The 25429-nt window shown below is 66.2% G+C and carries 27 protein-coding genes; 12 read left to right on the plus strand and 15 right to left on the minus strand.

The genetic code is table 11. The features are described 5' to 3' along the window. The first annotated feature begins 89 nt into the window (after positions 1–89). From LXM94_RS08545 to LXM94_RS08565, 5 genes are all read left to right on the plus strand, one after another. Positions 90–1757 carry a heme biosynthesis protein HemY gene (locus tag LXM94_RS08545; RefSeq protein ID WP_235770756.1) on the plus strand — a complete coding sequence of 556 codons (1668 nt, stop codon included), beginning with the start codon at positions 90–92 and terminating at the stop codon, positions 1755–1757. A 21-nt stretch (positions 1758–1778) separates the two neighbouring features. Further along, complete coding sequence (locus LXM94_RS08550; RefSeq protein WP_235770757.1) at positions 1779–2264, plus strand: tellurite resistance TerB family protein; 486 nt, start codon at positions 1779–1781, stop codon at positions 2262–2264. 4 nt (positions 2265–2268) lie between these two features. Next, a complete protein-coding gene (locus tag LXM94_RS08555) occupies positions 2269–2985 on the plus strand; it encodes a glutamine amidotransferase (protein ID WP_235770758.1) in 717 nt (238 codons plus the stop codon). A 121-nt stretch (positions 2986–3106) separates the two neighbouring features. Beyond that, a complete protein-coding gene (locus LXM94_RS08560) occupies positions 3107–3406 on the plus strand; it encodes a YggT family protein (protein ID WP_408015605.1) in 300 nt (99 codons plus the stop codon). Between the two features lie 5 nt (positions 3407–3411). Further along, positions 3412–3723 (plus strand): DUF167 family protein, encoded by a 312-nt coding sequence (locus tag LXM94_RS08565; protein WP_235770762.1) that lies wholly within the window; start codon positions 3412–3414, stop codon positions 3721–3723. Positions 3724–3726: 3 nt separating this feature from the next. On the opposite strand, the gene ppa is transcribed toward LXM94_RS08565, so the two are convergent. Further along, complete coding sequence (gene ppa / locus LXM94_RS08570; RefSeq protein ID WP_235770764.1) at positions 3727–4260, minus strand: inorganic diphosphatase; 534 nt, start codon at positions 4258–4260, stop codon at positions 3727–3729. Between the two features lie 145 nt (positions 4261–4405). Here ppa and LXM94_RS08575 point away from each other — a divergent pair, with 145 nt between their 5' ends. Continuing rightward, positions 4406–5017 carry a hypothetical protein gene (locus tag LXM94_RS08575; RefSeq protein WP_235770765.1) on the plus strand — a complete coding sequence of 204 codons (612 nt, stop codon included), beginning with the start codon at positions 4406–4408 and terminating at the stop codon, positions 5015–5017. Positions 5018–5042: 25 nt separating this feature from the next. Here LXM94_RS08575 and LXM94_RS08580 read toward each other — a convergent pair whose 3' ends face one another. From LXM94_RS08580 to LXM94_RS08590, 3 genes are all read right to left on the minus strand, one after another. After that, entirely contained in the window at positions 5043–5549 is a 507-nt protein-coding gene (locus tag LXM94_RS08580) for a GNAT family N-acetyltransferase (RefSeq protein WP_235770767.1), read from the minus strand. Between the two features lie 206 nt (positions 5550–5755). After that, the gene (gene typA / locus LXM94_RS08585) at positions 5756–7585 is read right to left on the minus strand and encodes a translational GTPase TypA (RefSeq protein WP_235770768.1); all 1830 of its coding nucleotides are present in this window, start codon (positions 7583–7585) and stop codon (positions 5756–5758) included. 165 nt (positions 7586–7750) lie between these two features. Beyond that, a complete protein-coding gene (locus LXM94_RS08590) occupies positions 7751–9814 on the minus strand; it encodes a M3 family metallopeptidase (RefSeq protein ID WP_235770769.1) in 2064 nt (687 codons plus the stop codon). 403 nt (positions 9815–10217) lie between these two features. On the opposite strand from LXM94_RS08590, the gene LXM94_RS08595 reads away from it, so the two are divergent. Next, positions 10218–11312 (plus strand): DUF475 domain-containing protein, encoded by a 1095-nt coding sequence (locus tag LXM94_RS08595; protein ID WP_235770770.1) that lies wholly within the window; start codon positions 10218–10220, stop codon positions 11310–11312. 182 nt (positions 11313–11494) lie between these two features. On the opposite strand, the gene LXM94_RS08600 is transcribed toward LXM94_RS08595, so the two are convergent. From LXM94_RS08600 to LXM94_RS08620, 5 genes are all read right to left on the minus strand, one after another. Then, entirely contained in the window at positions 11495–11659 is a 165-nt protein-coding gene (locus LXM94_RS08600; protein WP_235770771.1) for a hypothetical protein, read from the minus strand. A 157-nt stretch (positions 11660–11816) separates the two neighbouring features. Continuing rightward, positions 11817–13334 (minus strand): tripartite tricarboxylate transporter permease, encoded by a 1518-nt coding sequence (locus LXM94_RS08605; RefSeq protein WP_235770772.1) that lies wholly within the window; start codon positions 13332–13334, stop codon positions 11817–11819. A gap of 11 nt (positions 13335–13345) precedes the next feature. Further along, complete coding sequence (locus tag LXM94_RS08610; protein ID WP_235770773.1) at positions 13346–13834, minus strand: tripartite tricarboxylate transporter TctB family protein; 489 nt, start codon at positions 13832–13834, stop codon at positions 13346–13348. After that, complete coding sequence (locus LXM94_RS08615) at positions 13831–14775, minus strand: Bug family tripartite tricarboxylate transporter substrate binding protein (RefSeq protein WP_235770774.1); 945 nt, start codon at positions 14773–14775, stop codon at positions 13831–13833. The genes LXM94_RS08610 and LXM94_RS08615 overlap by 4 nt, the downstream gene beginning before the upstream one ends. Before the next feature lie 257 nt (positions 14776–15032). Next, positions 15033–16100 (minus strand): ABC transporter substrate-binding protein, encoded by a 1068-nt coding sequence (locus LXM94_RS08620; protein ID WP_235770775.1) that lies wholly within the window; start codon positions 16098–16100, stop codon positions 15033–15035. 78 nt (positions 16101–16178) lie between these two features. Between LXM94_RS08620 and LXM94_RS08625 the strand changes: the two genes are divergently transcribed. Continuing rightward, positions 16179–16856 carry a response regulator gene (locus LXM94_RS08625; protein WP_235770776.1) on the plus strand — a complete coding sequence of 226 codons (678 nt, stop codon included), beginning with the start codon at positions 16179–16181 and terminating at the stop codon, positions 16854–16856. After that, positions 16853–18238, plus strand: coding sequence for a sensor histidine kinase (locus tag LXM94_RS08630; protein ID WP_235770777.1), 1386 nt, complete (start codon positions 16853–16855; stop codon positions 18236–18238). The genes LXM94_RS08625 and LXM94_RS08630 overlap by 4 nt, the downstream gene beginning before the upstream one ends. A 1-nt stretch (position 18239) precedes the next feature. On the opposite strand, the gene LXM94_RS08635 is transcribed toward LXM94_RS08630, so the two are convergent. Further along, positions 18240–18881, minus strand: coding sequence for a LysE family translocator (locus LXM94_RS08635; protein WP_235770778.1), 642 nt, complete (start codon positions 18879–18881; stop codon positions 18240–18242). Positions 18882–19067: 186 nt separating this feature from the next. Between LXM94_RS08635 and LXM94_RS08640 the strand changes: the two genes are divergently transcribed. Both LXM94_RS08640 and LXM94_RS08645 read left to right on the plus strand, forming a co-directional pair. After that, positions 19068–19553, plus strand: coding sequence for a MarR family winged helix-turn-helix transcriptional regulator (locus LXM94_RS08640; protein ID WP_235770779.1), 486 nt, complete (start codon positions 19068–19070; stop codon positions 19551–19553). An 11-nt stretch (positions 19554–19564) separates the two neighbouring features. Further along, the gene (locus LXM94_RS08645; protein ID WP_235770802.1) at positions 19565–20767 is read left to right on the plus strand and encodes a multidrug effflux MFS transporter; all 1203 of its coding nucleotides are present in this window, start codon (positions 19565–19567) and stop codon (positions 20765–20767) included. A 92-nt stretch (positions 20768–20859) separates the two neighbouring features. Here the strand turns inward: LXM94_RS08645 and LXM94_RS08650 are convergent, their stop codons facing one another. From LXM94_RS08650 to LXM94_RS08660, 3 genes are all read right to left on the minus strand, one after another. Then, positions 20860–22080, minus strand: a complete 1221-nt coding sequence (locus LXM94_RS08650; protein WP_235770780.1) for an argininosuccinate synthase — start codon at positions 22078–22080, stop codon at positions 20860–20862. 113 nt (positions 22081–22193) lie between these two features. Next, positions 22194–22484, minus strand: coding sequence for a type II toxin-antitoxin system RelE/ParE family toxin (locus LXM94_RS08655; RefSeq protein WP_235770781.1), 291 nt, complete (start codon positions 22482–22484; stop codon positions 22194–22196). Continuing rightward, positions 22481–22729, minus strand: coding sequence for a type II toxin-antitoxin system ParD family antitoxin (locus tag LXM94_RS08660; RefSeq protein WP_235770782.1), 249 nt, complete (start codon positions 22727–22729; stop codon positions 22481–22483). The genes LXM94_RS08655 and LXM94_RS08660 overlap by 4 nt, the downstream gene beginning before the upstream one ends. Before the next feature lie 81 nt (positions 22730–22810). On the opposite strand from LXM94_RS08660, the gene LXM94_RS08665 reads away from it, so the two are divergent. Then, on the plus strand, positions 22811–23452 hold the full coding sequence (locus LXM94_RS08665) for a LysE family translocator (RefSeq protein ID WP_235770783.1): 642 nt from the start codon (positions 22811–22813) through the stop codon (positions 23450–23452). 18 nt (positions 23453–23470) lie between these two features. Here the strand turns inward: LXM94_RS08665 and rlmN are convergent, their stop codons facing one another. Next, positions 23471–24649, minus strand: a complete 1179-nt coding sequence (rlmN, locus tag LXM94_RS08670; RefSeq protein WP_408015608.1) for a 23S rRNA (adenine(2503)-C(2))-methyltransferase RlmN — start codon at positions 24647–24649, stop codon at positions 23471–23473. A 275-nt stretch (positions 24650–24924) separates the two neighbouring features. Next, positions 24925–25428, minus strand: a complete 504-nt coding sequence (locus LXM94_RS08675; protein ID WP_235770786.1) for an invasion associated locus B family protein — start codon at positions 25426–25428, stop codon at positions 24925–24927. Position 25429 lies beyond the last annotated feature (1 nt).

Raw genomic sequence — 25429 nt, forward strand, 5'->3', positions numbered from 1 at the left:
CGACCGGCGGATCGCCGTCGAGACGCTGGTCGGCTCGCTCGTCTCGGGTGCGATGGCCCCCGCCGCAAACCAGGGCTGAGGAACCGTCCATGATCCGCATTCTCGTTTTCGCCCTCCTCGTCCTGGCCCTCGGCGCCGGTTTCGCCTGGCTCGCCGACCGGCCGGGCGAGCTCTCGCTGATCTGGCAGGGCCAGCGCGTCGAGATGAGCCTGATGGTCGCCGCCACCCTCGTCGTGTCGCTCGTCGCGATCGTGATGTTCGGCTGGTGGCTGGTCCGCGTCGTGCTGACCTCGCCGCAGGCGGTGCAGCGCTACTTCCGCGCCCGCAAGCGCGACAGGGGCTACCAGGCGTTGTCGACCGGCCTGATCGCCGCCGGCGCCGGCGACGCGGCGCTCGCCCGCAGGATGCATGCCCGCACCAAGGGACTGCTCAGCGCCGATCAGGAGCCGCTCATCCATCTTCTCGACGCCCAGGTGGCACTGATCGAGGGGCGCCACGACGAGGCGCGACAGCGCTTCGAGCTGATGGCGGACGATCCGGAGACCCGCGAGCTCGGCCTGCGCGGCCTCTATCTCGAGGCCCGCCGCCTCGGCGCGAACGAGGCGGCCCGCCAATATGCCGAGCGCGCCGCCGAAAAGGCGCCGAACCTGCCCTGGGCGGCGGAGGCGACGCTGGAAGCCCGTTCGCAGGCCAGCCAGTGGGACGAGGCGATCCGTCTCGTCGACCAGAAGAAGACGGCACTGCCCGGCGAACGCAAGGACCTGGACCGCAAGAAGGCGGTGCTTCTGACAGCACGCGCCGCCGACCGGCTCGACGGCAATCCGAAGGGCGCGCGCGACGATGCGCTCGCCGCTCTGAAGCTCTCCGGCGACCTCGTGCCGGCCGGCCTCATCGCGGCGCAGGCCTATCTGCGCGAGGACAATCTGCGCAAGGCGGCCTCGATCCTGGAAAAGCTCTGGAAGAGCGGACCGCATCCGGAGGTGGCGAAGCTCTATGTCCGGGCGCGCAGCGGCGATTCGGCGACGGATCGGCTGAAGCGTGCCCGCAAGCTGGAGGCCCTGCGCCCGAACAACCCCGAGTCGCTGCTCGCCGTCGCGGAAGCCGCGCTCGAGGCGCGCGAATTCGACGTCGCCCGGTCGAAGGCCGAGGCGGCAGCGCGGCTCGGCCCGCGCGAGGGCGTCTTCCTGCTGCTCGCCGACATCGAGGATGCCGAGACCGGCGACCAGGGCCGCATCCGCCACTGGATGAACCAGGCGCTGAAGGCGCCGCGCGATCCGGCCTGGACCGCCGACGGCATCGTCTCCACCGAATGGCGCCCGGTCTCGCCCGTCACGGGCAGGCTCGATGCCTTCGAATGGAGAATGCCGGTGAACGAGCTCGCGGGCCCGACCGAGGAGGGCGCGCTCGCCCGCGCGGAGGAGGCCCTCCGCACCCTGCCGCCCGTCGCCGTTCCGACAGCGGCCGCGACACCCGAGGCGACGGTCGCGGAAGCCGGGCCGGAGCCGCAGCCGATCGTCGTGGACGCGCAGGCGGAGGAACCGGCGGCCGACGCTGTCGCCCTCCCCGTGGTGGGCGACACGGCCAAACCGGCGGTCGAACGAAAGGCGGAAGAGAAGGTTCCGCCGAAGGTTGCGGCAAAGGTCGAGGAGGACGGGGCGGACGAGGACGTCAAGCCCTTCTTCGGCGGACTGCCCGACGACCCCGGCGTGAAAGACGAAAGCCGGAAGGACGGCACGACCGGTTTCCGATTGTTCTGAGAGGGTTGACCAGGGGCTTGGATGTTCGAACGTTTGCAGCAGTTTCTCGCGGGTCTTTCCGGCGAGCACAAGCCGGCCTTTGCGGCCGACGATCCGCGTGTTTCCGTCATCGCCTTGTGCATCCAGGTGATGGAAGCCGACGGCCAGGTTCTCGATGTGGAGCGCGCCGCCTTGCGCAAGCACGTCAAGGAACATTATGATCTCGAGGCTTCGGAGCTCGAAGCGCTGATCGCTGCGGGAACGGACGCTGAAAGCGAGGCGATCGATTTCTTCCGCTTCACCTCCGGACTCAAGCGCCAGCTCACCGAGGAGCAGAAGGTCGATCTCGTCGGGCTGCTCTGGGAGATCGTCTATGCGGACGGCGAGCGCAGCGAGATGGAGGACCATGCGATCTGGCGGATCGCCGACCTGCTCGGCGTCTCCGGACGCGAACGCATCATGAAACGCCAGGAAGTGGCGGGGAGGATGGCCGAAACCGGGGGGAGCGAGGAGAACCAGGACGCCTGACGCCATGCTCCAGATCCCCGCAACGACGGCGCGCAAGCGCCCCATCCTGATCGTGCTGCATCAGGAGACGTCGAGCCCCGGCCGCGTCGGGCAACTCCTGCAGATGATGGGTTTCCCGCTCGACATCCGCCGTCCGGTGCTCGGCGATCCCCTGCCGCGGTCGCTCGGCGACCATGCCGGCGCGGTCGTGTTCGGCGGTCCGATGAGCGCCAACGACGAGGAGGACTATGTCCGCCGCGAGATCGACTGGCTCTCCGTGCCGCTTGCGGAAGACCGGCCCTTCCTCGGCATCTGTCTCGGCGCCCAGATGCTGGTGCGTCACCTCGGCGGACTGGTCGGCCCGCATGTCGACGGGCTGACGGAGATCGGCTGGTATCCGCTGAACGCCACCCGGCAGGGCGCCGCGCTGATGGACTGGCCGGACATGGTCTACCAGTTCCATCGCGAGGGCTTCACGCTGCCGGACGGCGCCGAACTGCTGGCGACCGGCGAGCACTACGAGAACCAGGCCTTCCGCTACGGCGCCAATGCCTGGGGCATCCAGTTCCACGGCGAACTGACGCTCGCCATGATGCACCGCTGGGTCGTGCGCGGCGCCCACCGCTTCGAACTGCCCGGTGCCCAGATCGGCCGGGCGCATCTCGACGGACGGCTCGTTTATGACGCGGCGCTGCGCCGCTGGATGGCGTCCTTCCTCAAGGCAATATTCCGGGAAGCTTGAAAGTCCGGATTTTCACCATTTGAGAAGCAAAATGACGGGATGGCTCCCCATCCCGCGGCGCGCTCTTGCTGCACGGCCCGTCAGTGTCTAAATGTCAGCCTCAGGAACCATGGAGCACCCTATGAACGTCGTCATATTCAACATTCTCAATTTCATATTGAATATCGCCTGGTTCATTGTGATAGCGTCGGCCATATTTTCCTGGCTCTATGCATTCAACGTGGTGAATTCCAACAACCAGTTCATCGCGACGATCGGCCGGTCGCTTTACCAGCTCACCGAGCCGATGTATCGGCCGATCCGCCGTTTCCTTCCCAATTTCGGCGGCGTCGATCTATCCCCGATCGTCGTGTTGGTCATCATCTTCGCCCTGCAGCAGGTTCTCTTCTACGTGCTGATCCAGATGCCCGCCGGGCTCTGACGGCCGTGGGACAGGAGGCCGCCTTCACCCGCGGAGAGGACCATGTCCTCCTTAGCGTCCGGCTGACGCCGAAGGGTGGCGACGACCGGATCGACGGTGTCGGGCAGGACGCAAGCGGCGCGATGCATCTGAAGGTTCGCGTGCGCGCCGTGCCGGAAAAGGGGCTTGCCAACCGCGCGCTCGCCGAACTCCTCGCCAGGACCGCCGGTGTCGCGAAGAGCGCGGTCTCTCTCGTCAGCGGCGATACCCAGCGAAAGAAAATCCTCCGGATCGAGGGCGACCCGGAGGACATTCTGCACAAGCTCGGGCAGGCCTGAGCCTTATTTCGACGCCTTGGCGCGCTCCACCGCGTCCACGATCAGCTGGCGCGCCGTCGCGGCATCCCGCCAGCCGTAGATCTTCACCCACTTGCCGGGCTCCAGATCCTTGTAGTGCTCAAAGAAATGCTCGATCTGCTTCAGCGTGATCTCGGGCAGGTCGTTGTAGTCGTGCACCTTCTCGTAGCGAAGGGTCAGGTGCGGCGACGGAACGGCGATGATCTTCTCGTCCTTGCCGGAATTGTCTTCCATCATGAGCACGCCGATCGGACGCACGTTGATCACGCAGCCCGGCACCAGCGGCCGCGTCGAGGCGATCAGCACGTCGATCGGGTCGCCGTCCTCGGAGAGCGTATGCGGGACGAAGCCGTAGTTGCCCGGATAGGTCATCGGGGTATAGAGGAAGCGGTCAACGACGAGCGTGCCGGCATCCTTGTCCATCTCGTACTTGATCGGATGGCCGCCGACCGGCACCTCGACGATGACATTGACGTCGTTCGGCGGGTTCTTGCCGATGGAAACTGCATCGATACGCATGGGTTCTCCCTGGAGCGGTGAAATCCGCCGCTTCGTAATGCCAAACGCGCTGCGACGCAACATGACTTTCGCTGCAGGCGATCACGGCAGCCCGCGCGAATAGATCGCCCCGCTCCGCCGTCGAAAAGGGATACGGGAGATGACCATGCGACTGACGATACCTGCCGCCCTCCTTCTGGCCGCCGCCGGCACCGGGGCTGCCGCCGCCAACGGCAGCGTCTATACCGACCGCCAGCTCGAACGCTGCGAGACGCTCTCGGAGAGCGACGAAGGCCCGAGCGTCAGCATGAAATGCCCCGGCTACGGCGACCTTCCGGTCTATTTCAAGGAAGGCGACCTCCGGCAGAGCCAGGCCTACGGGCCGATCGGCAAGCCCTGGCTCGAGGAGGCCTTCGAGACGTTCGGGCCGTTCAACCACATCAACCCGCGGATCGAATGGCGGCTCGCAGCGGATGGCACCCCCGTCGCGACCATCGTGCGCTGGTTCGTCTCCGATCCGGAAACCACGAGCGACACGGACACGCGCTACGGCCAGGTGCTCGTCGTCTCCACCGTCGCGACCGCGGCGAATCCGGCGAGCTGCGTGGTCGGCTATGTCGATGCCCTGGCGAACAAGGAGGCCAACGCGCTGGCGCGGCAGGTGGCGGACAGCGATGCCCGCGACTTCGCTTGCGGCCTGAACGAGCCCCAGTGGCACGGATATCGTGGTTCCCTCGCCGGCGAACCGTCGCGCACGCTGCCGCAGGCGGTGGAATAGGGCCATATTGCGCGCCGCGACGGCGTCAGGACCAAACGAAGCCGATCTTCTTCAGCTCCTTCTCGCCGAAATCCTCCATGCCCTCGGCGACGTCGATGCCGCCCGCGGAGCGGAAGAACCGGTCGGCCATCTCGCTGTCCTCGAGGCACCAGCAGATCAGCCCCTCGCAGCCGAGCGACTTCAAGAGCCGCCGGCCTTCGCCGAAAAGCATGCGTCCGAGGCCGAGCCCCTGATATTCCGGCCGGAGATAGATCTCGTAGATCTCGCCTTCCTGCGGCAGGACGCGGGCACGGTTGAGGCCGAGCGTCGCATAGCCGGCTATGGTTCCGGCGACATCGAGCACGAGCAGGGTTGCCGGCCCGCGGGTCGCCTTGCGCCACCAGGTCTCGCCGCGCCGGTCCACCATGCGGATCAGCGGCTTGTGCGGAATGATGCCGCCATAGGCGTGCAACCACGACATCCGATGCGTCTCGGAGATCGCCCTGGCGTCCTGCGGCTCGGCCCGCCGCACGTCGATCGATAGTGTTTTCATCGAAATGACTCTAACCCGGCACCGACTCCGCGAGAATCCCGGCCGAACCGGCGATTCGGCTTGCCCACAGGCAAGTTTGCCGCGAAGTCAGGACCAGTTAACGCTTTTTTAACTTTTGCGACAAGCCGTATCGCGGCGGCACACACGAAAAAGCCCCGGTCGAATTCGGCCGGGGCTTTGACGGAAAATATCGGTGTTGTGCGTGGTCAGGCGGCGCCGGCCGAGCGCTGCTTCTCGAATCGCTTGCGGTCGTTCGGATCGAGGTAGAGCTTGCGCAGACGGATCGATTTCGGCGTCACTTCCACGAGCTCGTCGTCCTGGATCCAGGACAGCGCACGTTCGAGCGTCATCTTGATCGGCGGCGTCAGGCGCACGGCTTCGTCCTTGCCGGCGGCGCGGATGTTGGTGAGCTTCTTGCCCTTGAGCACGTTCACCTCGAGGTCGTTGTCGCGCGTGTGGATGCCGACGATCATGCCGGCATAGACCTTCTCGCCGGCATCGATCACCATCGGGCCGCGGTCTTCCAGGTTGAAGAGCGCATAGGCAACGGCTTCGCCGGATTCGTTGGAGAGCAGCACGCCGTTGACCCGGCCGCCGATCTCGCCCTTGTAGGGCTGGTAGTCGTGGAACAGGCGGTTCATGATCGCCGTGCCCCGCGTGTCGGTCAGGAGTTCCGACTGGTAGCCGATGAGACCGCGGGTCGGTGCGAAGAAGACGAGGCGGACGCGGTTGCCGCCGGACGGGCGGAGCTCGACCATCTCGGCCTTGCGTTCGGACATCTTCTGAACGACGACGCCGGAATGCTCCTCGTCGACGTCGATGACGACTTCCTCGATCGGCTCGAGCATCTGGCCGGTCGCCTCGTCCTTGTGCATCACGACGCGCGGACGCGACACGGCAAGCTCGAAGCCTTCGCGGCGCATGGTCTCGATCAGAACGGCAAGCTGCAATTCGCCGCGGCCGGAGACGAAGAACGAATCCTTGTCGCCCGATTCCTCGATCTTCAGCGCAACGTTGCCCTCGGCTTCCTTGAACAGACGGTCGCGGATGACGCGGCTCGTCACCTTGTCGCCTTCGGTGCCGGCGAGCGGGCTGTCGTTCACGATGAAGGACATGGTGACGGTCGGCGGGTCGATCGGCTGCGCCTTCATGGCTTCGGTGACCGAGGGATCGCAGAACGTGTCGGCGACCGTGCCCTTGGTGAGGCCGGCGATGGCGACGATGTCACCCGCGTGGGCCTCCTCGATCGCCGTGCGTTCGATGCCGCGGAAGGCGAGGATCTTGGAGATGCGCCCGTTCTCGATCAGCTTGCCGTCCTGGCCGATGACCTTGACCGACTGGTTCGGCTTGATCGAGCCGGAATGGATGCGGCCGGTGATGATGCGGCCGAGGAAGGGGTTGGCTTCGAGGATCGTGCCGATCATGCGGAACGGGCCTTCGGCAACCGTCGGCTCCGGCACGTGCTTCAGCACGAGATCGAGCAGCGGCGCCATGCCTTCGTCCTGCGGACCTTCCGGGTTGACGTTCATCCAGCCGTTGCGGCCGGAGCCGTAGAGGATCGGGAAGTCGAGCTGCTCGTCGGTGGCGTCGAGATTGGCGAAGAGGTCGAACACCTCGTTCAGCACTTCCTCGTGGCGGCCGTCCGGGCGGTCGATCTTGTTGATCGCGACGATCGGCTTCAGGCCGACCTTGAGCGCCTTGCCGACGACGAACTTGGTCTGCGGCATCGGGCCTTCGGACGAGTCGACGAGCACGATCGCGCCGTCCACCATCGAGAGGATGCGCTCCACCTCGCCGCCGAAGTCGGCGTGGCCGGGCGTATCGACGATGTTGATGCGGTTGCCTTTCCACTCGACCGAGGTCGCCTTGGCGAGGATGGTGATGCCGCGTTCCTTCTCGAGGTCGTTGGAGTCCATCACGCGCTCGGCGACGCGCTGGTTCTCGCGGAACGAGCCGGACTGCTTCAAAAGTTCGTCGACGAGCGTGGTCTTGCCATGGTCGACGTGCGCGATAATCGCGATGTTGCGAATGGACATGTCTGATCTCTGAGGTTCGGGGCGCGTGGATTTCGGGAGGGGCGCCGCTTGTGTTTGGCGCGCTCATACATTGTTTTACGCAATTGCGAAAGGGGCCCGCGAGCGGAACCCTCCGGCATGCTTAGCGCGCCTCGATGACAAGCCTGCGTCGGCCGCGACCGTGACTCAGGCGGCAAGACCCTTCTTGACGAGCATCGCCTCCGGCGACGGCATCTTGCCCCGGAACGCCTTGTAGGCCTCCTCCGGATCAACGGAACCGCCGACGGAATAGATATAGGTCTTGAGCCGGGCGGCCATGCCGGGATCGAAGGCGTCGCCCGTTTCGGTGAAGGCGGCGAAGGCATCGGCGTCGAGCACTTCCGACCACATGTAGGAATAGTAACCCGCCGAATAGCCGTCGCCGGAGAACACATGCTGGAAATGCGGCGTCGCGTGGCGCATGACGATCGACGCCGGCAAGCCGATGTCCGCCAGCACCTCCGCCTGCACCGCCATCGGATCCTCGACGGCGTCGCGGGTGTGGAAGGCCATGTCGACCAGGGCCGACGCGGTGAACTCCACCGTCGCGAAGCCGGAATTGAAAGTCCGCGCCGCGAGTACCTTGTCGAGCAGCGCCTGCGGCATCGGCGCGCCGGTCTCGTAGTGCACCGCGTAGCGCGTCAGGATTTCCGGGACGGTCAGCCAGTGCTCGTAGAGCTGCGAGGGCAGTTCCACGAAATCGCGCGACACGCCCGTTCCCGACACCGAGGGATAGGTGACGTCCGACAGCATGCCGTGCAGCGCATGGCCGAACTCGTGGAAGAGCGTGCGGGCATCGTCGAGCGACAGCAGCGCCGGCTTGCCTTGCGCGGGCTTCGCGAAGTTGCAGATGTTGTAGATGATCGGGATCTCGCCGACCGTGCCGTTCTTCAGCGGCAGCCGGTGCTGGCTCTGGTAGGAGCTCATCCAGGCGCCGGACCGCTTGGAGGACCGGGCGAAATAATCGCCGAGGAACATGGCGACCAGCCGGTCGTCGCGGTCGCGGATCTCGAAGACGCGCACGTCGGGATGGTAGACCGGCAGGCCCGTCTTCTCGATCGCCCGGATGCCGAACAGCCGCCCGGCCACGTCGAAGCAGGCGTCGATGATCTTTTCGAGCTGCAGATAGGGCTTGAGCTCGGCTTCCGAGAAATTGAACGTCCGCGCCCGCAGCTTTTCGGCATAGTGCCGCCAGTCCCAGGGCATGACGTCATGGTTGCGGCGCTCGCTCGCGACGAGCGCCGCAAGCTCCTGCTCCTCCTCGCGCGCCCGCGCGACCGCCTTTTCCCAGACCTGCATCAGCAGGCCGTTCACGGCCCCGGGCGTCTTCGCCATCGTGTTGTCGAGCTTCAGGGCCGCGAAATTGTCGTAGCCGAGCAGCTTCGCCTTCTCGGCGCGCAGCGCCAGCGTCTCCTTGACGATCTGCCGATTGTCGGTCTCACCCTCGGTCTCGCCGCGCGCGACCCAGGCGCGGAAGGCCTGTTCGCGAAGGTCCCGGTTCTCGGAAAACGCCAGGAAGGGCTCGATGATCGAGCGCGACAGCGTCACCGCGAACCTGCCCTCCTGCCCGCGCTCGCGCGCTGCGGCCGCCATGGCGTCGCGCAGGAAATCCGGCAGGCCGGCCAGCGCCTCGCCTTCGTCCAGCATCAGCGACCAGGCCTTCTCGTCGGCGAGCACGTTCTGGCCGAATCTCGCGCCGAGGCCCGCGAGCGTTTCGTTGATCGCCGCAAGCCGCTCCTGCTCCGGCTTTTCCAGCTTGGCGCCGGATTTCACGAAGCCCTTCCAGTGCCGCTCCAGCACGCGCGTCTGCTCGAGCGAGAGCGACAGTGCCGCACGCCCCTCCCAGAGGGCATCGACCCTGGCGAAAAGCGTCGGATTGGTGCCGATCTTCGAATAGTGCCGTGACATCTTCGGCGCGATCGCGCGCTCGAGCGCCTGGATCGTGTCGTTGGTGTTCGCCCCCGCCCGGCTCCAGAACAGCGCCGAGACGCGCGAGAGTTCGTCGCCGGCGATTTCGAGCGCCGTGACCGTGTTCTCGAACGTCGGCGCCTCCGGATTGTTCGCGATCGACTCGATCTCCGCCTCGTGCGCCGCAAGAGCGGCGTCGAAGGCGGCGGCGAACGCGTCGTCCTTGACCAGGTCGAAGCGCGGCAGGCCGTTGAGGCCGGTCCATTCGACGAGGGCGGGATCAATCGGCAGGCTGGCTGTCATGGGTTCTTCCTGTGCTGCAAATCGCGATGGTCCGACTATATAGGCACGGCGCCACGGGATGTGTACGGCCTTCGCGACCGCCACGGAAATTTCCGGTCGGCCGTCTAAATCGATTGAGACGCGCCGGCGGCGGACGAGGCACTTGACGAACGTCCGAACATCGGTGACAACGTCGGGATTCCGCGGCCCCTGGACATCGCGCGCCGCGGATGAACTTTGGTGCCGGGCCCCTCTGGCGAGAGTTTACGGCGCTCTCGTGATGTCGGTACCGCCAGCAGATTGAGCCGGCGGATTCGAAAAACATGACAATCCTGACCATGCCTGACCCGCATGCCCTTTGCGGCACGCGCTTTCGCCCTGCCTCCCCTCTCCGGATCGCCCGCGGCGGCAAGGCGGTGCGCCCATGAGCAGCCCCGCAGCAAAGCCCGCAAACAGCTATTTCAAATGGGCCTATATCGTCACGATCGCCGGCCTGGTGCTCGGCGCCTGGCTCGGCTGGCAATCGACCGGAACGCTGTCGGGAACCGCGACGGTGTTCTTCATCTGCGCCGTGCTTGCGGTGCTGGAGATCTCGCTCTCCTTTGACAACGCCATCGTCAACGCCAACAAGCTCAAGGACATGACGCCGGTCTGGCAGCACCGCTTCCTGACCTGGGGCATCGTCATCGCCGTCTTCGGCATGCGCATCGTCTTCCCGTTGCTGATCGTCGTCATCGCGGCGAACATCGGCCCGATCGAGGCGATCATCCTCGCGGCGCGGGAACCGGGTGAATATGCGCGCATCATGAACGAGGCGCATCTGCCGATCGCCGCCTTTGGCGGCACCTTCCTGATGATGGTCGGCCTCACCTACTTCTTCAATCACGAGAAGGACGTGCACTGGATCGTCGTCCTCGAGAAGCACATGGCGCGCTTCGCCACGATCAAGGGCGTCGAAATCGCCTTCGTCCTTGCCCTGATCCTGCTCTTCTCGAACCTGCTCGAGGGCGCGGAAGCCGACGCCTTCGTCTATTCGGCGATCTACGGCCTGCTGACCTTCCTGGCGGTCGAGGTGATCGGCGGCCTGCTCGACGCCTCGGAACAGTCGATGAGCGCTGCGGCGAAGGGCGGCCTCGGCGCCTTCATCTATCTCGAAGTGCTCGACGCCAGCTTTTCCTTCGACGGCGTCATCGGCGCCTTCGCCCTGACGCAGAACCTCTTCGTCATCGCGATCGGCCTCGGCATCGGCGCCATGTATGTGCGCTCGATGACGATCATGCTCGTCGACAAGGGCACGCTCGCCGAATACCGCTACCTTGAGCACGGCGCCTTCTACGCCATCCTGATCCTTTCGGTCATCATGTACTGCCAGACGCTCGTGCATATTCCGGAAGTCGTCACCGGTCTCGGCGGTGCGGGGCTGATCGGCATCTCGTTGTGGTCCTCGATCCGCTACAACCGCAAGGAACTGGAAAACGCGCCGCTCCATGAGCCGGAACGCGTGGCGGAGAACGTCTGACGGCATTGCCCGGCTGCCGTGCGGCGGCCGGGCGTCCGCCGCCGGACCGGCAAAGGCAGCATGAAAAGACAGAAGGCCCGTCGGTCTTGCGACCAGCGGGCCTTATTTTTTTGAATTCTTGCCTGCGACAGCGTGCTTCGTCTGCACGTGCCCCGATCCGGGGCCACCGTGCGCCGGCGTCGTTAGACGCGCGGGAAGTCTGCCGGATCGATGCCGAGGGTCTTCAGGTCGCGATCCTTCGGGCGGCGACGGCCTTCGACAGCCGCGGCGGCTGCATTTGCAGCGCTCAGTACGGCGAAGGCCCGGCCGAGGAAACCCTGGCTGAAGGAATTGCGGAGGGTGGACATTTGCTTGCTCGCTTTCTTGTTTAGCTTACAAGCAGGAAGATGAGGCTTGCGGGACCGAAGAACAAGGGACGGAAATTCAGCCCAGCCATGCAAATGGTGCAGGCCGGAAACGTCCGTTTCCGGCCTGCCGTGCTTTCACAGGAGTCTCGGGAGGACCTCAGTCTTCGTTTGCGGCGAACTGTGAAAGCACCTCGCCGCGGCCCCGCGCCCGGAGAATGAGCGGCACGACGACGGCGATGACGGCAAGCGCGAAGAGCACCGCCGCGATCGGCGACAGGAAGAGCGCGGTGACGTCGCCCTGGCTGATGGCAAGCGCACGGCGCAGCTGCTGCTCCGCCATCGGACCGAGGATGAGCCCGACGACGACCGGCGCGATCGGATAGCCGAAGATGCGCATGGCAAAGCCGAGCAGGCCGAAGACGAGCAGCATGCCGAGCTCGAAGACCGACGGATTGGCGCCGATCGTGCCGAGCGTCGCGAAGAGCAGGATACCGGCATAGAGCCACGGCTTCGGTATAGTCAGCAGCTTCACCCAGAGCCCGATCAGCGGCAGGTTCAGCACCAGCAGCATGAAATTGGCGATGAGCAGGCTGGCGATCAGGCCCCAGACGAGCTGCGGGTTCGTCGCGAAGAGCAGCGGGCCGGGCTGCAATCCGTATTGCTGGAAACCGGCGAGCATGATCGCCGCCGTCGCGGTCGTCGGCAGGCCGAGCGACAGCAGCGGCACCAGCGTGCCGGCGGCCGACGCGTTGTTCGCGGCCTCCGGACCCGCCACGCCCTCGATGGCACCCTTGCCGAACTCGTCGGCATGTTTGGAGAACTGCTTCTCCGTCGAATAGGACAGGAAGCTCGCGATGTCGGCGCCGCCGGCCGGCATCGCGCCGATCGGGAAGCCGATGAAGGTGCCGCGCAGCCAAGGCTTCCACGAGCGCGCCCAGTCCTCGGCGCTCATCCAGACGGACCCCTTGACGGCCTCCACCTTGTCGGGCACGCGGTCGCCCTGCGAGGCCACATAGAGCGTCTCGCCGATCGCGAACATGGCGACGGCGAGCGTCGTCACCTCGATGCCGTCGAGAAGATCCGGAATGCCGAAGGACAGCCGCGCCTGGCCGGTCTGCTGGTCGATGCCGATGACGGCGAGCGCGAGGCCGACGAAAAGCGCCGTCAGCCCGCGCAGCGTCGAATCGCCGAAGGCCGCCGAAACGGTGACGAAGGCGAGCACCATCAGGGCGAAATATTCGCGCGGGCCGAAGGAGAGCGCGAATTTCACGACGAAGGGCGCGATGAAGGCGAGACAGAGCGTGGCGATGAGGCCGGCGACGAAGGAGCCGATCGCCGCCGTGGCGAGGGCCGGGCCGCCGCGTCCGGCGCGCGCCATCTTGTTGCCCTCGAGCGCGGTGACGACCGAGGCGCTCTCGCCCGGCGTGTTGAGCAGGATGGACGTGGTCGAACCGCCATACATGCCGCCGTAATAGATGCCGGCGAACATGATGAGCGACCCGGCCGGGTCGAGCTTGTACGTGACGGGCAGGAGAAGCGCCACGGTGAGCGCCGGGCCGATGCCCGGAAGGACGCCGACGGCGGTCCCGAGCGTCACGCCGATCAGCGCGTAGAGCAGGTTGATCGGCTGCGCCGCGATGGCAAGCCCCTGCAGCAGGAAGTCAAAGGTTCCCATCGGTCACGCCCTCAGAAGAACAGGTGCTCGAGCGGCCCGGCAGGCAGCGAAAGCTGCAGCAGGCGGCCGAAGATGATCCAGACGGCGAAGCTGAAGGCAATGCCGAGCGGCAGCGATATCCAGAGCTTGCGCTTGCCGAAACCGAAGGCGGTCAGGGCAAAGAGCACGCCGGTGGCGATCGAGAAGCCCGCCGTCTTCAGGAGCAGCATCTGCCCCGCAAGGCCGGCGACGATGAAGACGACCGGGCTCACCTCGATCGGTTCGCGCTCCGGAAAGTCGCTGCGCCAGGCTTCGAACGCGGTCCAGACGGCCAGCAGCGCGAGGCCGATGGCAACGGCGTGCGGCACGGTGGCCGGACCGATCCGGGCATAGTTGCTCATCGCCGAGAGGCGCGAGGCATCCCACCAGATCACGGCGGCGAGCACGAAGAGTACCGGGGCGATGATGAGCGCCGCCCTGTCGGGGCGGCGCTTGTCGGCATGAGGGGTGACCTCGCTCATTGGACGAGTCCGATTTCCTTGAGAATGGCCTGGGTCGAGGCGACGTCCTTGGCGAGCTGCTCCTTGAACGCGTCACCGGCGAGATAGGTGTTCTGCCAGCCCTTCGTCTTCAGGACCGCTTTCCAGGCGTCGGAATTCGCGAGCTTCTCGATGTCGGCGTTGATCTGCGCCTTCTGCTCGTCCGTGATGCCCGGTGCCGCCGCGATCATCCGCCAGTTCTCGACGACGACGTCGAGGCCGCTTTCCTTGATGGTCGGGGCGTCGACGCCGTCGATCCGCTCGGCGCTCGAAATCGCGATGAGGCGGAGCGTGCCGGCCTTCACCTGCGCCTCGAACTCGCCGTAGCCGGAAATGCCGGCGGTCACCTGGTTGCCGAGGATGGCGGCCAGCGCCTCGCCGCCGCCCGAGAACGCGACGTAGTTGATCTTCGTCGGGTCGACACCGGCCGCCTTGGCGATCAGGCCGGCTGCAATATGGTCGGTACCGCCTGCCGAGCCGCCCGCCCAGGAGACAGCGCCCGGATCGGCCTTCAGTGCCTCGATGAGACCGGCCATGTCCTTGATCGGCGACTCGGCCGGCACGACGATCGCTTCATATTCGCCGGTCAGGCGCGCGATCGGCGTGACGTCGTCGAGCGTCACCGGCGACTTGTTGGTGAGGATCGCGCCGACCATGACATAGCCGCCGACGATGAGCGCGTTGGGATTGCCGGAATTCTGGCTGGTGAACTGGGCAAGGCCGATCGTGCCGCCGGCACCCGGGACGTTGACCACCTGCACGCTGCCGGAAATGCCCTCGTCCTGCAGCACGGTCTGCAGCGAACGGGCCGTCTGGTCCCAGCCGCCGCCGGGGCCTGCAGGCGCGATGATCGTGTAGTCGGCGGCAAGCGCCGGCAGCGCCATGGCGCCGGCGAGAATGGATGCCAGGAAAAACTGTCTCAAGATAGTGTCCTCCGTCAGGCGGCCTCTTCGTGCCGCACATTGCTCAATCTGGGGAGGGAGGACCGGTTCAACGCACACGACGTCCGCAGCGATTGCGGATCGGGGCCTTGGCTCACTCCTCCCGGATCTCCGGCCACCCGCCTCCACGGACACCGAAGAACCCTAAGCCAACACAAGAAGCTGACATCTACCTGACATCGTACGCCAGCCTGAGCGCTTGTCGAGGCATGTCGTGGCCGCCGGACCGTTTTCGGCCGCTACTGCGTGCGCAGCACCTCGTTCCAGCGCGCGATCAGCCGGGCGCGCTTCACCTGGTCGAGATAGACCATCAGCCCGGGACTGACCGGCACGGGCTTGAGCTGGGCGCCGAGCATCTCGCGCATGGTGTTGGCCGTGTTGTCGCCGGCCACCTCCGGCGAGACGGCGGCGATCTGCAGCTCCCGCGCCATGATCGTCTGTCCCTCCTTCGACATGAAGAAGGAAAGGTAGCGCCGGCCGAGGTCGGGCGACGCGGCCGCCTGCGGCACGAGACCGATGCGTGACATGACGACGGTATAGTCCTTCGGCAGCACGATGCCGACATCCGGATGGCGCGACGCCCAGTCGGCGGCGTAGGAGCCGAGAATGTTGTAGCCGAGCACGAAGCGCCCGTCGGCGACGCGCTCGAGGATTGCGGAACTCGTCGAATAGAGCTTGACGCCCGCCGCGCCCATCGCCCGGATCACCGTCCAGATGTCGCCGAACTGCTCCTGGTCGCGCGCCATGAAGAGAAATCCGACGCCCGAACGCTCTATGTCGTAGGTACCGATCCGGCCGTAGACCGCTTCGCCCTGCCGTTTCAGGTAGTCGACGAATTCCGCCCGCGACGCGGGAGGCGTGCGGTCCTTGAAGCTCGGCTTGTGATAGACGAAGACGGCGGGCTCGAAGGTGAGCGCATAGGCGGTGTTGCGCCAGTTCGCCCATTGCGGCCAGCGCTCGCTCATCGGCAGGTCGCTGCGCTGCGCGTAGCCGTCGTTGCTGAGCTTGACCTGCAGGTCCATGGCGGACGAAAAGGCGAAGTCGGCGGTCTTCTCTCCCGCATCCGTCTCCCGCACGATCCTGTCGTGCACCTCGCCCGTCAGCATCTCCTCGTAGCGCACCGCGACGTCGGGATTGGCCACCTGGAAACCCTCGATCATCGGGCGGGCGAGCGGCTCGTCGAGCGACGAATAGACGACGAGAACCTGCGCCGACCGGTCGCCCGAGTGGGCCGGATAAAAGGTCGGCTCGGCGACGGCCGGAAGGGCCGTCGAAAGAAGCAGGGCGAAGACGGGGAAAATGCGCATGCAGGCAAGATTGCCCGAGCCGGCCACCGTTCACAAGTGCGCGGCGCGCCGCTAAGCTCCGCGGGGGGAGAACAACGAATGCGGATCCTGTTGGTCGAAGACAACGACGCGCTTGCCGATGGCCTGTCCGCCATCCTGCGCGGCACCGGGCACGCGGTGGACGTGGTGCATGACGGCACCTCGGCCGACGCCGTGACGGCGACGGAGAGCTTCGACCTCGTGATCCTCGACCTGACGCTGCCGGAGATGGACGGGCTGGAGGTGCTGCGCGCCATGCGTGCCCGGCAGAACCGCGCGGCCGTCCTCATCCTGACCGCGCGCGGCACACCGGAGGAAAAGGTCAGGGGGCTCGACCTCGGTGCCGACGACTACATGATCAAGCCCTTCGACATTTCCGAATTCGAGGCGCGGGTGCGCATGCTGCTGCGCCGCCAGGCGGGGCTCAGATCCTCCGCCGTCAGCTTCGGCGGCGTCGATCTCGATCTCACGTCGCGCACCTTCTCGGCCGACGGCGTGCCGCTCGACATTCCCGCCCGCGAACTCGGCCTGCTGGAGATCCTGTTCCTCAGGGCCGGCAAGGTCGTCTCGAAGGAGGCGATCATGCAGTCGCTCGCCGCCTTCGACGACGACCTCTCCGCCAATGCGATCGAGCAATATGTGAGCCGGCTCAGGAAACGCCTCGCGCCGCACGGGCTCACCGTGCGCACCGCCCGCGGCATCGGCTACTATCTCGACAAGGTGGTGGTCGCCGGATGATCTCTCCCGCCTCGTCGCTGCGGCGGCGGCTCCTCCTCTGGCTCCTCGTCTCGACCGCCGTGATCGGCGTGCTCGCCCTCTTCGACACCTATCGCGAGGCGGTGAAGACGGCCAACACCGTGTCGGACCGCGTGCTCGCGGGCTCGGCGCTGGCGATCGCCGAGCGCGTCGTCGTCAGCGAGAACGGCAGCCTGGAGGTCGACATTCCCTATGTCGCGCTGGAAATGCTGACATCGGCCGCGCAGGACCGGGTGTTCTACCGGGTCGACGGCCCGCCGGGCAGCTTCATCACCGGCTACCAGACCCTGCCGACGATCGCCGACACGCAGGGCCAGCCGACCGCCTACCGGGACGCGACCTTCCGCGGCGAGCCGATCCGGGTGGCGGTGCTGCTCCGCTCGGCCTCGACCGGCGTCAATTCGGTGCCCTTCGTCGTGACGGTCGCCGAAACCACCATCGCCCGCCGGCAGCTCGCCCAGGCGATCCTGCTGCGCTCCGCCGTCCGCCTCGCCATGATGATCGGCGGCGCCGCGGCGATCGTCTGGATCGCCGTTACCGTGTCGCTCCGGCCGCTCTACCGGCTGAGCGACGCCATCGCGGAACGCAGTCCGGACGACCTCAGGCGGATCGAGCAGCGGGTGCCGCGCGAGGTTCAGGGACTCGTCGACCGCTTCAACTCCTTCATGGTGCGGCTGCAGTCGGCGCTCGACGCACTGCGCCATTTTTCCGGCAATGCCAGCCACCAGCTGCGCACGCCGCTCGCCATCATCCGGACCCAGCTCGCGCTCGCCGCCCGCGCCGCCACGCTCGAGGAGGCGCAGGCGGCGGCCGCGAAGGGCGATGCCGCCGTCGCCCACGCGGAACGCATCCTCGCCCAGCTCCTGCTGATGGCGAAGATCGATGCGGCCGGTTCCAGCGAGCCGCAGAACCTGTCGCCTGTCGATCTCGCAGCCCTCGCCCAGGACCTGACCGGCGACCGGGTGCCGGCGGCCGGCGAGGCCGGCATCGATCTCGGCTACGAGGGCGATCGCTCGGCGCTGGTGCTGGCGGAGCCGCTGCTCATCGGCGAACTGCTGCGCAACCTGATCGAGAACGCCATCGCCTATGCCGGCCGGGGCGCCGAGGTGACGGTCAGCGTCGCCGCCGGCGGCGACGGCGTGCTGCTGGCGGTCGAGGACGACGGGCCAGGCATCCCGGCGGACCAGCGCAGTGTCGTCCGGCAGCGTTTTTCGCGCGGCGGCCACCGCGACGCGCCGGGCATGGGCCTCGGACTGCCCATCGTGGAGGAAATCGCCGGGCTCTTCGGTGCACGGATGGCGCTCGAGACGGCCACGGGCGGCTGCGGCCTGCGCGTCGAGATCCGCTTTCCCGCCGCCGCTTGACTTACGGCTTGCGCCAGCCGAGCAGGCCCGGCGCCGCATGCCAGACCGCCTGCACGGCAAAACCCATGAAGAGCAGCCCGGACAGGCGCACGATTGCAAGCTCGTGCCGGCGATAGAAGCGGCGCACGACGGCTGCGCCGATGATGGCGATCAGGATCACGTCGGCCAGCAGGAAGCCGAAGAAGGACACGCCGAGCAGCAGCGGCAGCGCCCCGAAATCCAGCGCGTTGGACGAGCTCGCAAGCAGCGCCGTGAAGGTGGCGAGCGCCACCGGATAGCCTTTCGGATTGGTAAGCCCGAAGATCAGCCCGCGCCGGAGCGGCCGCTCGACCGTCAGCACCGCGGCACCGTCGGCACGCGGCCTGGCCCTGAGCGCCGTCCAGCCGATCCAGGCGAGGTAGAAGCCGCACAGAAGGCCGAGCACGTCGAAGACCGTCGTGCCGATGGTCTTGGCGCCGACGATCGCCACAAGCGCCAGCGACGACCACAACAGGTCGCCGGCGAGATGCCCGCCCATGAAAAGCGCGCCCGCCTTCCGCCCCTGGCCGGCGCCGATGCCGAGCAGCGCGAGAAAGGCGGGGCCTGGAATAAGGACATAAAGAAGAGCGGCGGCGAACGCGCCGAAGAGCATGGTACCTGACATGGATGACCCCGTTTGGTGCCCATAGGCCGTGCGTCGCGGGCTTTCGTCAAGGCCCGGCATTCCCCCCCCCGCGGCGGCCATCGCCTTTTTGCAACGCAGGCATGCGCCGCGACGCCATCGGGCACCTTGTGAGCCGACGACGAAAATAGTAAGCACGGCTTAGCATATAGAACCCATGGTGCCGTCATGTCCCTGCGACCCGACCCCGATTCCCTCGGCTTTCTCATCATCGACGTGTCGCGCATGCTGAGGGGTGCCTTCGAGCGGCGCATCGCCCGGGCGGGCCTTGGCCTGACGCCCGGCGAGGCCCGGGCGCTCGTGCATGTGGCCGCGCTCGAAGGCAGCCGGCAGCTCGACATCGCGCACCGCATGGGCATCGAGCCGATGACGCTGTCGGCCTATCTCGACCGCCTGCAGAGCCTCGGCTTCATCGAGCGCCGCGCCGATCCGGCCGACGGCCGGGCCAGGCAGATCTTTACGACGGAAACCGCGAACGGACTGATTGCCGAGATCCGCGTCGAACAGCTTGACCTCATGGGACAGGTGACGGCCGGCCTCGCCGAAGACGACAAGTCCGCGATGCGCGAGCAGCTCAGGCGGATGCGGGAAAATCTCCGCGCGATCGAGGAAGACCAGACGGCGCTGTCCGCCGCAAAGGAGGCGGCGCGGTGACATCGCCGGTGATGAGCGAGCGCCGCACGAGCATCATCGGCGCCTTCCTGGTCGCGCTTGGCCCCGTATCGATGGCGCTCTATACCCCGGCCATGCCGGAACTCGTCCACGCCTTTTCGTCGAGCGAATCCGCCATCAAGCTGACGCTCTCGCTCTATTTCGCCGGATTCGCCCTGTCGCAGCTGGTCTCCGGGACACTCTCCGACGTGCTCGGCCGCCGGCCGACCACCATGCTCTTCATGGCGATCTACCTGACGGGCAGCCTCATGGCGGCCTTCGCGCCCTCGGTGAGCGTCCTGCTCGCCGGCCGCCTCGTGCAGGGCATCGGCGCCTCGGTCGGCATGACGGTTGCCCGGGCGCTGGTGCGCGACCAGTTCACCGGCACGACGGCGGCGCGCATCATGAACATGATCGGCATGATGCTCGCGATCGGCCCCGCCCTCTCGCCGACGCTCGGCGGCATAGCGCTCGGGTTGTTCGGCTGGCAGTCGATCTTCCTGCTGATGGTCGGCTTCGCGCTGATCGCCTGTGCCGCCGTCGCCGTCTTCATGGCCGAGACGACCGTGCCGGACCGGCGCAAGGGCCATATCGGCCCGATCTTCGCGGCCTATGCGTCGCTTCTGACAAATGGCCGCTTCCTGTCGTCCACGCTCGTCATGGCGGGCGCGGTCGGTGCGCTTTATGGCCAGGCGACGATCCTGCCCTTCGTGCTGATCGGCAAGGTCGGCCTCACGCCGACCGAGTTCGGCGTCGGCATGCTGATGCAGTCGGGATTCTTCTTCGCCGGAACGGTCGCCGTCCGCCTTCTCATGCGCGTGATGACGCCCGCCGGCATCGTCCTGCCCGGCCTTTGTTTCATCGGCGTCGCGAGCGTCCTGATCGCGCTCGCCTCGCACATCCTCGATCCGACATTCCTCTCGGTGATGGCGCCGGTCGGCCTCTATGCCTTCGGCATCGCCTTCGTCATGCCCTACATGATGACCGCGGCAATGGAACCCTTCCCGCACATCGCCGGCTCCGCCTCGGCGCTGATGGGCTTCATCCAGATGGGGGCCGGTTTCGTCGCCGGCATCGCCGCGGCCGCGATCGGCCTGCCGCTCTTCGCCTTCGGCACCGTCATTCCGGCGATGGGCCTGATCGCCATCCTCTCCTACGTCTGGTACCGCGCGGCCTGCGCGCGCGAAACGGCGCTTGCCGCGCAGCCCGGGAAATAGCGCCAGCCGTCGCGCCGGCGAACAGGGCCGAAGCACGAAAAGGCCCGCCACCGTCTCCGGCAGCGGGCCTTCGATAGGCAACGGCGAAACGGTCAGCCGCGGTTGCGGGCGGCAAGCGTCCTGAGGCGCAACGCGTTGAGCTTGATGAAGCCGGCCGCGTCCTTCTGGTCATAGGCGCCCTGGTCGTCCTCGAAGGTGACCAGCTTGTCGGAATAGAGCGACTTGTCGCTCTGCCGGCCGATGACCATGACGTTGCCCTTGTAGAGCTTCAGCGTGACCTCGCCCTCGACATGTTCCTGGCTCCGGTCGATCGCCGCCTGCAGCATCTCGCGCTCCGGCGAGAACCAGAAGCCGTAATAGATGAGCTCCGCATAGCGCGGCATCAGTTCGTCCTTGAGATGCGCCGCGCCGCGGTCGAGCGTGAGGCTCTCGATCGCGCGGTGTGCGGCGAGCAGGATCGTGCCGCCGGGCGTCTCGTAGACGCCGCGCGACTTCATCCCGACGAAGCGGTTCTCGACGAGGTCGAGGCGGCCGATACCGTTGTCACGGCCATAGGTGTTGAGCGTCGCAAGCAGAGTGGCCGGCGACATCGTCACGCCGTTGATCGACACGGCGTCACCCTTCTCGAAGCCGACGGTGATCGTCGTCGCCTCGTCGGGGGCGGCTTCCGGCGAGATCGTGCGCATATGCACATATTCCGGCGCCGCGACGGCCGGGTCCTCCAGCACCTTGCCCTCGGAGGACGAGTGCAGCAGATTCGCGTCAACAGAGAACGGCGCTTCGCCCTTCTTGTCCTTGGCGACCGGGATCTGATGCTGCTCGGCGAATTCGAGAAGCTGCGTGCGGCTCTTGAACGCCCAGTCGCGCCAGGGCGCGATGATCTTGATGTCGGGGTTCAGGGCATAGGCCGAGAGTTCGAAGCGGACCTGGTCGTTCCCCTTGCCGGTCGCGCCGTGCGCGATCGCGTCGGCGCCCGTCTTCTTCGCGATCTCGATGAGGTGCTTGGAGATCAGCGGCCGGGCGATCGAGGTGCCGAGCAGGTAGACGCCCTCATAGACCGCATTGGCGCGGAACATCGGGAAGACGAAGTCGCGCACGAATTCCTCGCGCACGTCCTCGATGAAGATCTCCTTGATGCCCAGCATCTCGGCCTTCTTGCGGGCCGGTTCCAGTTCCTCGCCCTGGCCGAGATCGGCGGTGAAGGTCACCACCTCGGCGCCGAGTTCCGTCTGGAGCCACTTGAGGATGATCGAGGTGTCGAGACCGCCCGAATAGGCGAGAACGACCTTCTTTACGTGCTTGTGCGATGCCATGATGCGTGTCCGTCCGGGCTTCGGCGCCATCCGCGCCGCTTGGAAAATCCGCGGCACTTTTAGCGAGATTGCGCGGCAGCGCAAGGCTTGCAAGGCAGGGTGCGGCTACAGAATCAGAAATGACGCGACAGGTCCATGCGCTGGTTAAGGATGCGGACAACCAGAATCGAGGCCGTCGTTTCGCGACAGACGATAAAATGCGAACCGGATGACACGAACAAATGCGCAGGGCGGTCGGACACAAGCGCTCGCCCCTGTCGCCGGCCTGTGGCTATGTCATCGCATGCCGCTTGCAATTGCCGCAAATAGGCATCTGCCTCGACATCGCTCCAGTTCTTCTCTGTGAATTCATGGATGTCCTCGATGTCCGGGATCGCTGCCGGAAAGAACGGCAATGGCTTCATTGCGGCGCGGGACCGGCGCGTTTGCTCTCGATAAACCGGTCGAAATCGAACGCAACCGGCTCCCCCGACCGTTCCCCTTCGTCGATCGCGGCGCGGTACGCCTCAAGCCGGGCATCGCCTTCGCGCAGCAGACGAAGTCCGGCCGTCAGCACATCGCTCTCGGAGGCATAACGTCCCTCACGGACCTGCGCACGGACGAAGGCCTCGAGGTCGTCATCCGACAAAACGTCGGCACTTCGCGCCATGCAAAACGCCTCTGGCAGGCTGCAAATCTACCACGCCCTATGCTATTGCAACAGCTGTTCACGCTACCGAGGCCGACCGCCATGGACTTCCTGCCCACGTTCCCGACCCTGCTCGCCTTCACCGCCGCGAGCCTGCTTCTCGCCGCGACGCCGGGCCCGGACATGACGCTGTCGATCAGCCGGGTACTGTCGCAGGGCAAAGCGCCGGCGCTCTATGTGGTGCTCGGGACCAGCCTCGGCATCGTGGCGCACACGCTGCTCGTCGCCTTCGGCATCGCGGCGCTCATCACCGCCTCGCCCACCGCCTTCACGATCCTCAAGACCGGCGGCGCGGCCTATCTGCTCTGGCTGGCGATCCAGGCGATCCGCTTCGGCTCGAGCCTCTCGGTAAAATCGGTCGAGGGCCCCAGGGTCTCGCCGCTCGGCAATATCTCGACGGGCTTCTGGGTGAACCTGCTCAATCCGAAGGTCATCATCTTCTTCATGACCTTCCTGCCGCAGTTCGTCTCGGCCGGCGATCCCGATGTCACCGGCAAGCTGATCTTCCTTGGATTCTTCTTCATCCTGGTCGGCATGCCGGTCAACGCCATCGTCGTGCTCGCCGCCGACCGGCTCTCCACCTGGCTGCAGGCGAACCGCAAGGTACTGCGCGGCATCGACTACACCTTCGCCGGCGTCTTCTCGATCTTCGCGGTGAAAATCCTCTTCACGCAGACGCGCTGAGGCGGAACGGCGGGGAGATCAGTCGTCCTCGCCATGGCCGGCGATCATCATGGCCTCGAAGGCCATGCGGTCGACCTTGCGCATGCGCTCGGATTCCGACTTCAGCTGGCCGCAGGCGGCGAGGATGTCGCGGCCGCGGGGCGTGCGGATCGGCGAGGCGTAGCCCGCCGCATTGATGAAATCGGCGAATTTCTCGATCTGCTCCCAGTCCGAACACTGATAGTTGGTGCCCGGCCAGGGGTTGAAGGGAATGAGGTTGATCTTCGCCGGGATGCCCTTCAGGAGCTGGACCAGCAGCTTGGCGTCTTCCAGGCTGTCGTTCACGTCCTTCAGCATCACATATTCGAAGGTGATGCGCCGCGCATTGGAGAGGCTCGGATAGGCGCGGCAGGCGTCGAGCAGGTCCTTCAGCGGATACTTCTTGTTGATCGGCACCAGCATGTCGCGCAGGTCGTCGCGCACCGCATGCAGCGAGATCGCCAGCATGACGCCGATCTCCGAGCCGGTGCGGTAGATTTCCGGCACGATGCCGGAGGTCGACAGGGTGACGCGGCGCTTGGAGAGCGACAGGCCGTCGCCGTCGGTGGCGATCAAGAGCGCCGTCTTCACGCTCTCGAAATTGTAAAGCGGCTCGCCCATGCCCATCATGACGATGTTCGAGACCTTGCGGCCCTCCGACGGCACGATGGCGCCCGCCGGGGTCTCGCGGTCCGGGAAGTCGCCGAGCCGGTCGCGGGCGAGCAGCAGCTGTGCGAGGATCTCCTCGGCCGTCAGGTTGCGCACGAGCTTCTGCGTGCCGGTATGACAGAAGGAACAGGTGAGCGTGCAGCCGACCTGGCTCGAAATGCAGAGTGTGCCGCGACCTTCTTCGGGGATGTAGACGGTCTCGACTTCGACCGGCCGCCCGGCGCCGCGCGGCGGGAAGCGCAGCAGCCACTTGCGCGTGCCGTCCCTGGACACCTGCTCCTCGACGATCTCCGGGCGTGCGATGGTGAAATGCCGCTTCAGCATCTCGCGCATGTCCTTCGACACGTTGCTCATGTGGTCGAAGTCGGAGACGCCGCGCACATAGAGCCAGTGCCAGAGCTGGCTGACGCGCATCCGCGCCTGCTTCTCGGGAACGCCCTTCTCGACGAGCGCCCTGCCCATGTCCTCGCGGGAAAGCCCGATCAGCGACGGCATCTCCGCAAGCGGCATGCGCTGGGCCGGCGCCTTCACCGGTTCGGTCGTATTGGCAAGGTTGAGCGTCGTCATCGGCACGGTCCGTTTCGCCACGCCGCTCACGCGGGAATGGTTGTCCCGGGACGGTGGCACCTGCACGTCAAGAAGATGTGAAAGCCGCACGGCTCCTGCGGGCCACGGCTCGGTTTCCGCGGCCTGTAGCATTCTTTTCCCGGCAAGTCACCTCTTGCCTGACACGCGGGCAGGCCGTCCCTGACGGCCGGGCCGCGCTTCCCCTCCTTCGGATGCGCCTACTTGCAGCTTTCGATCTGCTTCAGCGCCGCCGAGATGCCCGACAGCGAATAGGAATAGTTGGTTTCGGTGCCGCGCCGCGACACCGCCTTGACCGCCATGTCCTTGCCGCCCTTCATCGCCGCGACCAGTGCCGGCTCCTCCGCCGCGTTCTCGACCCAGGCCGAGTTGCCCTTCGTGAAGAGCACGAAGTTGCGACCGTCGATCGTCACGTTGACCTTGGAGTTCTCCTGCAGCGGATAACCCATCATCGCCTGGGGTTCGTAGCTGATGTTCTGGCCGGGCCGCTGCGACACGAGGAAGAAGATATCCCCGTGGTCGACATTGGCGGGGTTCTTTTCCTTCGGGATCGAGAGCACGTAGCAGACCTTGCCGTTGCTGCCCTGATAAGAATAGGCGCCCCAGGCTTGGAACTGCTGAATCCGGGTGGGCGTCTGCGCCGACGCAACGCCCGCTGTCGCCATGATTGCGATAAGCGCGGTGGTGAGCTTTCTTACGAACATG

The organism is Rhizobium alarense, assembly GCF_021555155.1.
GTDB classification, from domain to species: Bacteria; Pseudomonadota; Alphaproteobacteria; order Rhizobiales; family Rhizobiaceae; genus Rhizobium_D; species Rhizobium_D alarense.

What these genes read in the sequence shown, in the direction of transcription:
- LXM94_RS08605 (WP_235770772.1), bottom strand. Translation starts at nt 13,334, where the DNA reads ATGGGAACCTTTGACTTCCTGCTGCAGGGGCTTGCCATCGCGGCGCAG.
- LXM94_RS08675 (WP_235770786.1), bottom strand. Translation starts at nt 25,428, where the DNA reads ATGTTCGTAAGAAAGCTCACCACCGCGCTTATCGCAATCATGGCGACA.
- LXM94_RS08560 (WP_408015605.1), top strand. Translation starts at nt 3,107, where the DNA reads ATGAACGTCGTCATATTCAACATTCTCAATTTCATATTGAATATCGCC.
- LXM94_RS08660 (WP_235770782.1), bottom strand. Translation starts at nt 22,729, where the DNA reads ATGGCGCGAAGTGCCGACGTTTTGTCGGATGACGACCTCGAGGCCTTC.
- LXM94_RS08550 (WP_235770757.1), top strand. Translation starts at nt 1,779, where the DNA reads ATGTTCGAACGTTTGCAGCAGTTTCTCGCGGGTCTTTCCGGCGAGCAC.
- LXM94_RS08640 (WP_235770779.1), top strand. Translation starts at nt 19,068, where the DNA reads ATGTCCCTGCGACCCGACCCCGATTCCCTCGGCTTTCTCATCATCGAC.
- LXM94_RS08655 (WP_235770781.1), bottom strand. Translation starts at nt 22,484, where the DNA reads ATGAAGCCATTGCCGTTCTTTCCGGCAGCGATCCCGGACATCGAGGAC.
- typA (WP_235770768.1), bottom strand. Translation starts at nt 7,585, where the DNA reads ATGTCCATTCGCAACATCGCGATTATCGCGCACGTCGACCATGGCAAG.
- LXM94_RS08650 (WP_235770780.1), bottom strand. Translation starts at nt 22,080, where the DNA reads ATGGCATCGCACAAGCACGTAAAGAAGGTCGTTCTCGCCTATTCGGGC.
- LXM94_RS08580 (WP_235770767.1), bottom strand. Translation starts at nt 5,549, where the DNA reads ATGAAAACACTATCGATCGACGTGCGGCGGGCCGAGCCGCAGGACGCC.
- LXM94_RS08575 (WP_235770765.1), top strand. Translation starts at nt 4,406, where the DNA reads ATGCGACTGACGATACCTGCCGCCCTCCTTCTGGCCGCCGCCGGCACC.
- rlmN (WP_408015608.1), bottom strand. Translation starts at nt 24,649, where the DNA reads ATGCCGCTTGCGGAGATGCCGTCGCTGATCGGGCTTTCCCGCGAGGAC.
- LXM94_RS08600 (WP_235770771.1), bottom strand. Translation starts at nt 11,659, where the DNA reads ATGTCCACCCTCCGCAATTCCTTCAGCCAGGGTTTCCTCGGCCGGGCC.
- LXM94_RS08590 (WP_235770769.1), bottom strand. Translation starts at nt 9,814, where the DNA reads ATGACAGCCAGCCTGCCGATTGATCCCGCCCTCGTCGAATGGACCGGC.
- LXM94_RS08555 (WP_235770758.1), top strand. Translation starts at nt 2,269, where the DNA reads ATGCTCCAGATCCCCGCAACGACGGCGCGCAAGCGCCCCATCCTGATC.
- LXM94_RS08610 (WP_235770773.1), bottom strand. Translation starts at nt 13,834, where the DNA reads ATGAGCGAGGTCACCCCTCATGCCGACAAGCGCCGCCCCGACAGGGCG.
- LXM94_RS08620 (WP_235770775.1), bottom strand. Translation starts at nt 16,100, where the DNA reads ATGCGCATTTTCCCCGTCTTCGCCCTGCTTCTTTCGACGGCCCTTCCG.
- LXM94_RS08635 (WP_235770778.1), bottom strand. Translation starts at nt 18,881, where the DNA reads ATGTCAGGTACCATGCTCTTCGGCGCGTTCGCCGCCGCTCTTCTTTAT.
- LXM94_RS08630 (WP_235770777.1), top strand. Translation starts at nt 16,853, where the DNA reads ATGATCTCTCCCGCCTCGTCGCTGCGGCGGCGGCTCCTCCTCTGGCTC.
- LXM94_RS08545 (WP_235770756.1), top strand. Translation starts at nt 90, where the DNA reads ATGATCCGCATTCTCGTTTTCGCCCTCCTCGTCCTGGCCCTCGGCGCC.
- LXM94_RS08645 (WP_235770802.1), top strand. Translation starts at nt 19,565, where the DNA reads ATGAGCGAGCGCCGCACGAGCATCATCGGCGCCTTCCTGGTCGCGCTT.
- LXM94_RS08595 (WP_235770770.1), top strand. Translation starts at nt 10,218, where the DNA reads ATGAGCAGCCCCGCAGCAAAGCCCGCAAACAGCTATTTCAAATGGGCC.
- ppa (WP_235770764.1), bottom strand. Translation starts at nt 4,260, where the DNA reads ATGCGTATCGATGCAGTTTCCATCGGCAAGAACCCGCCGAACGACGTC.
- LXM94_RS08665 (WP_235770783.1), top strand. Translation starts at nt 22,811, where the DNA reads ATGGACTTCCTGCCCACGTTCCCGACCCTGCTCGCCTTCACCGCCGCG.
- LXM94_RS08625 (WP_235770776.1), top strand. Translation starts at nt 16,179, where the DNA reads ATGCGGATCCTGTTGGTCGAAGACAACGACGCGCTTGCCGATGGCCTG.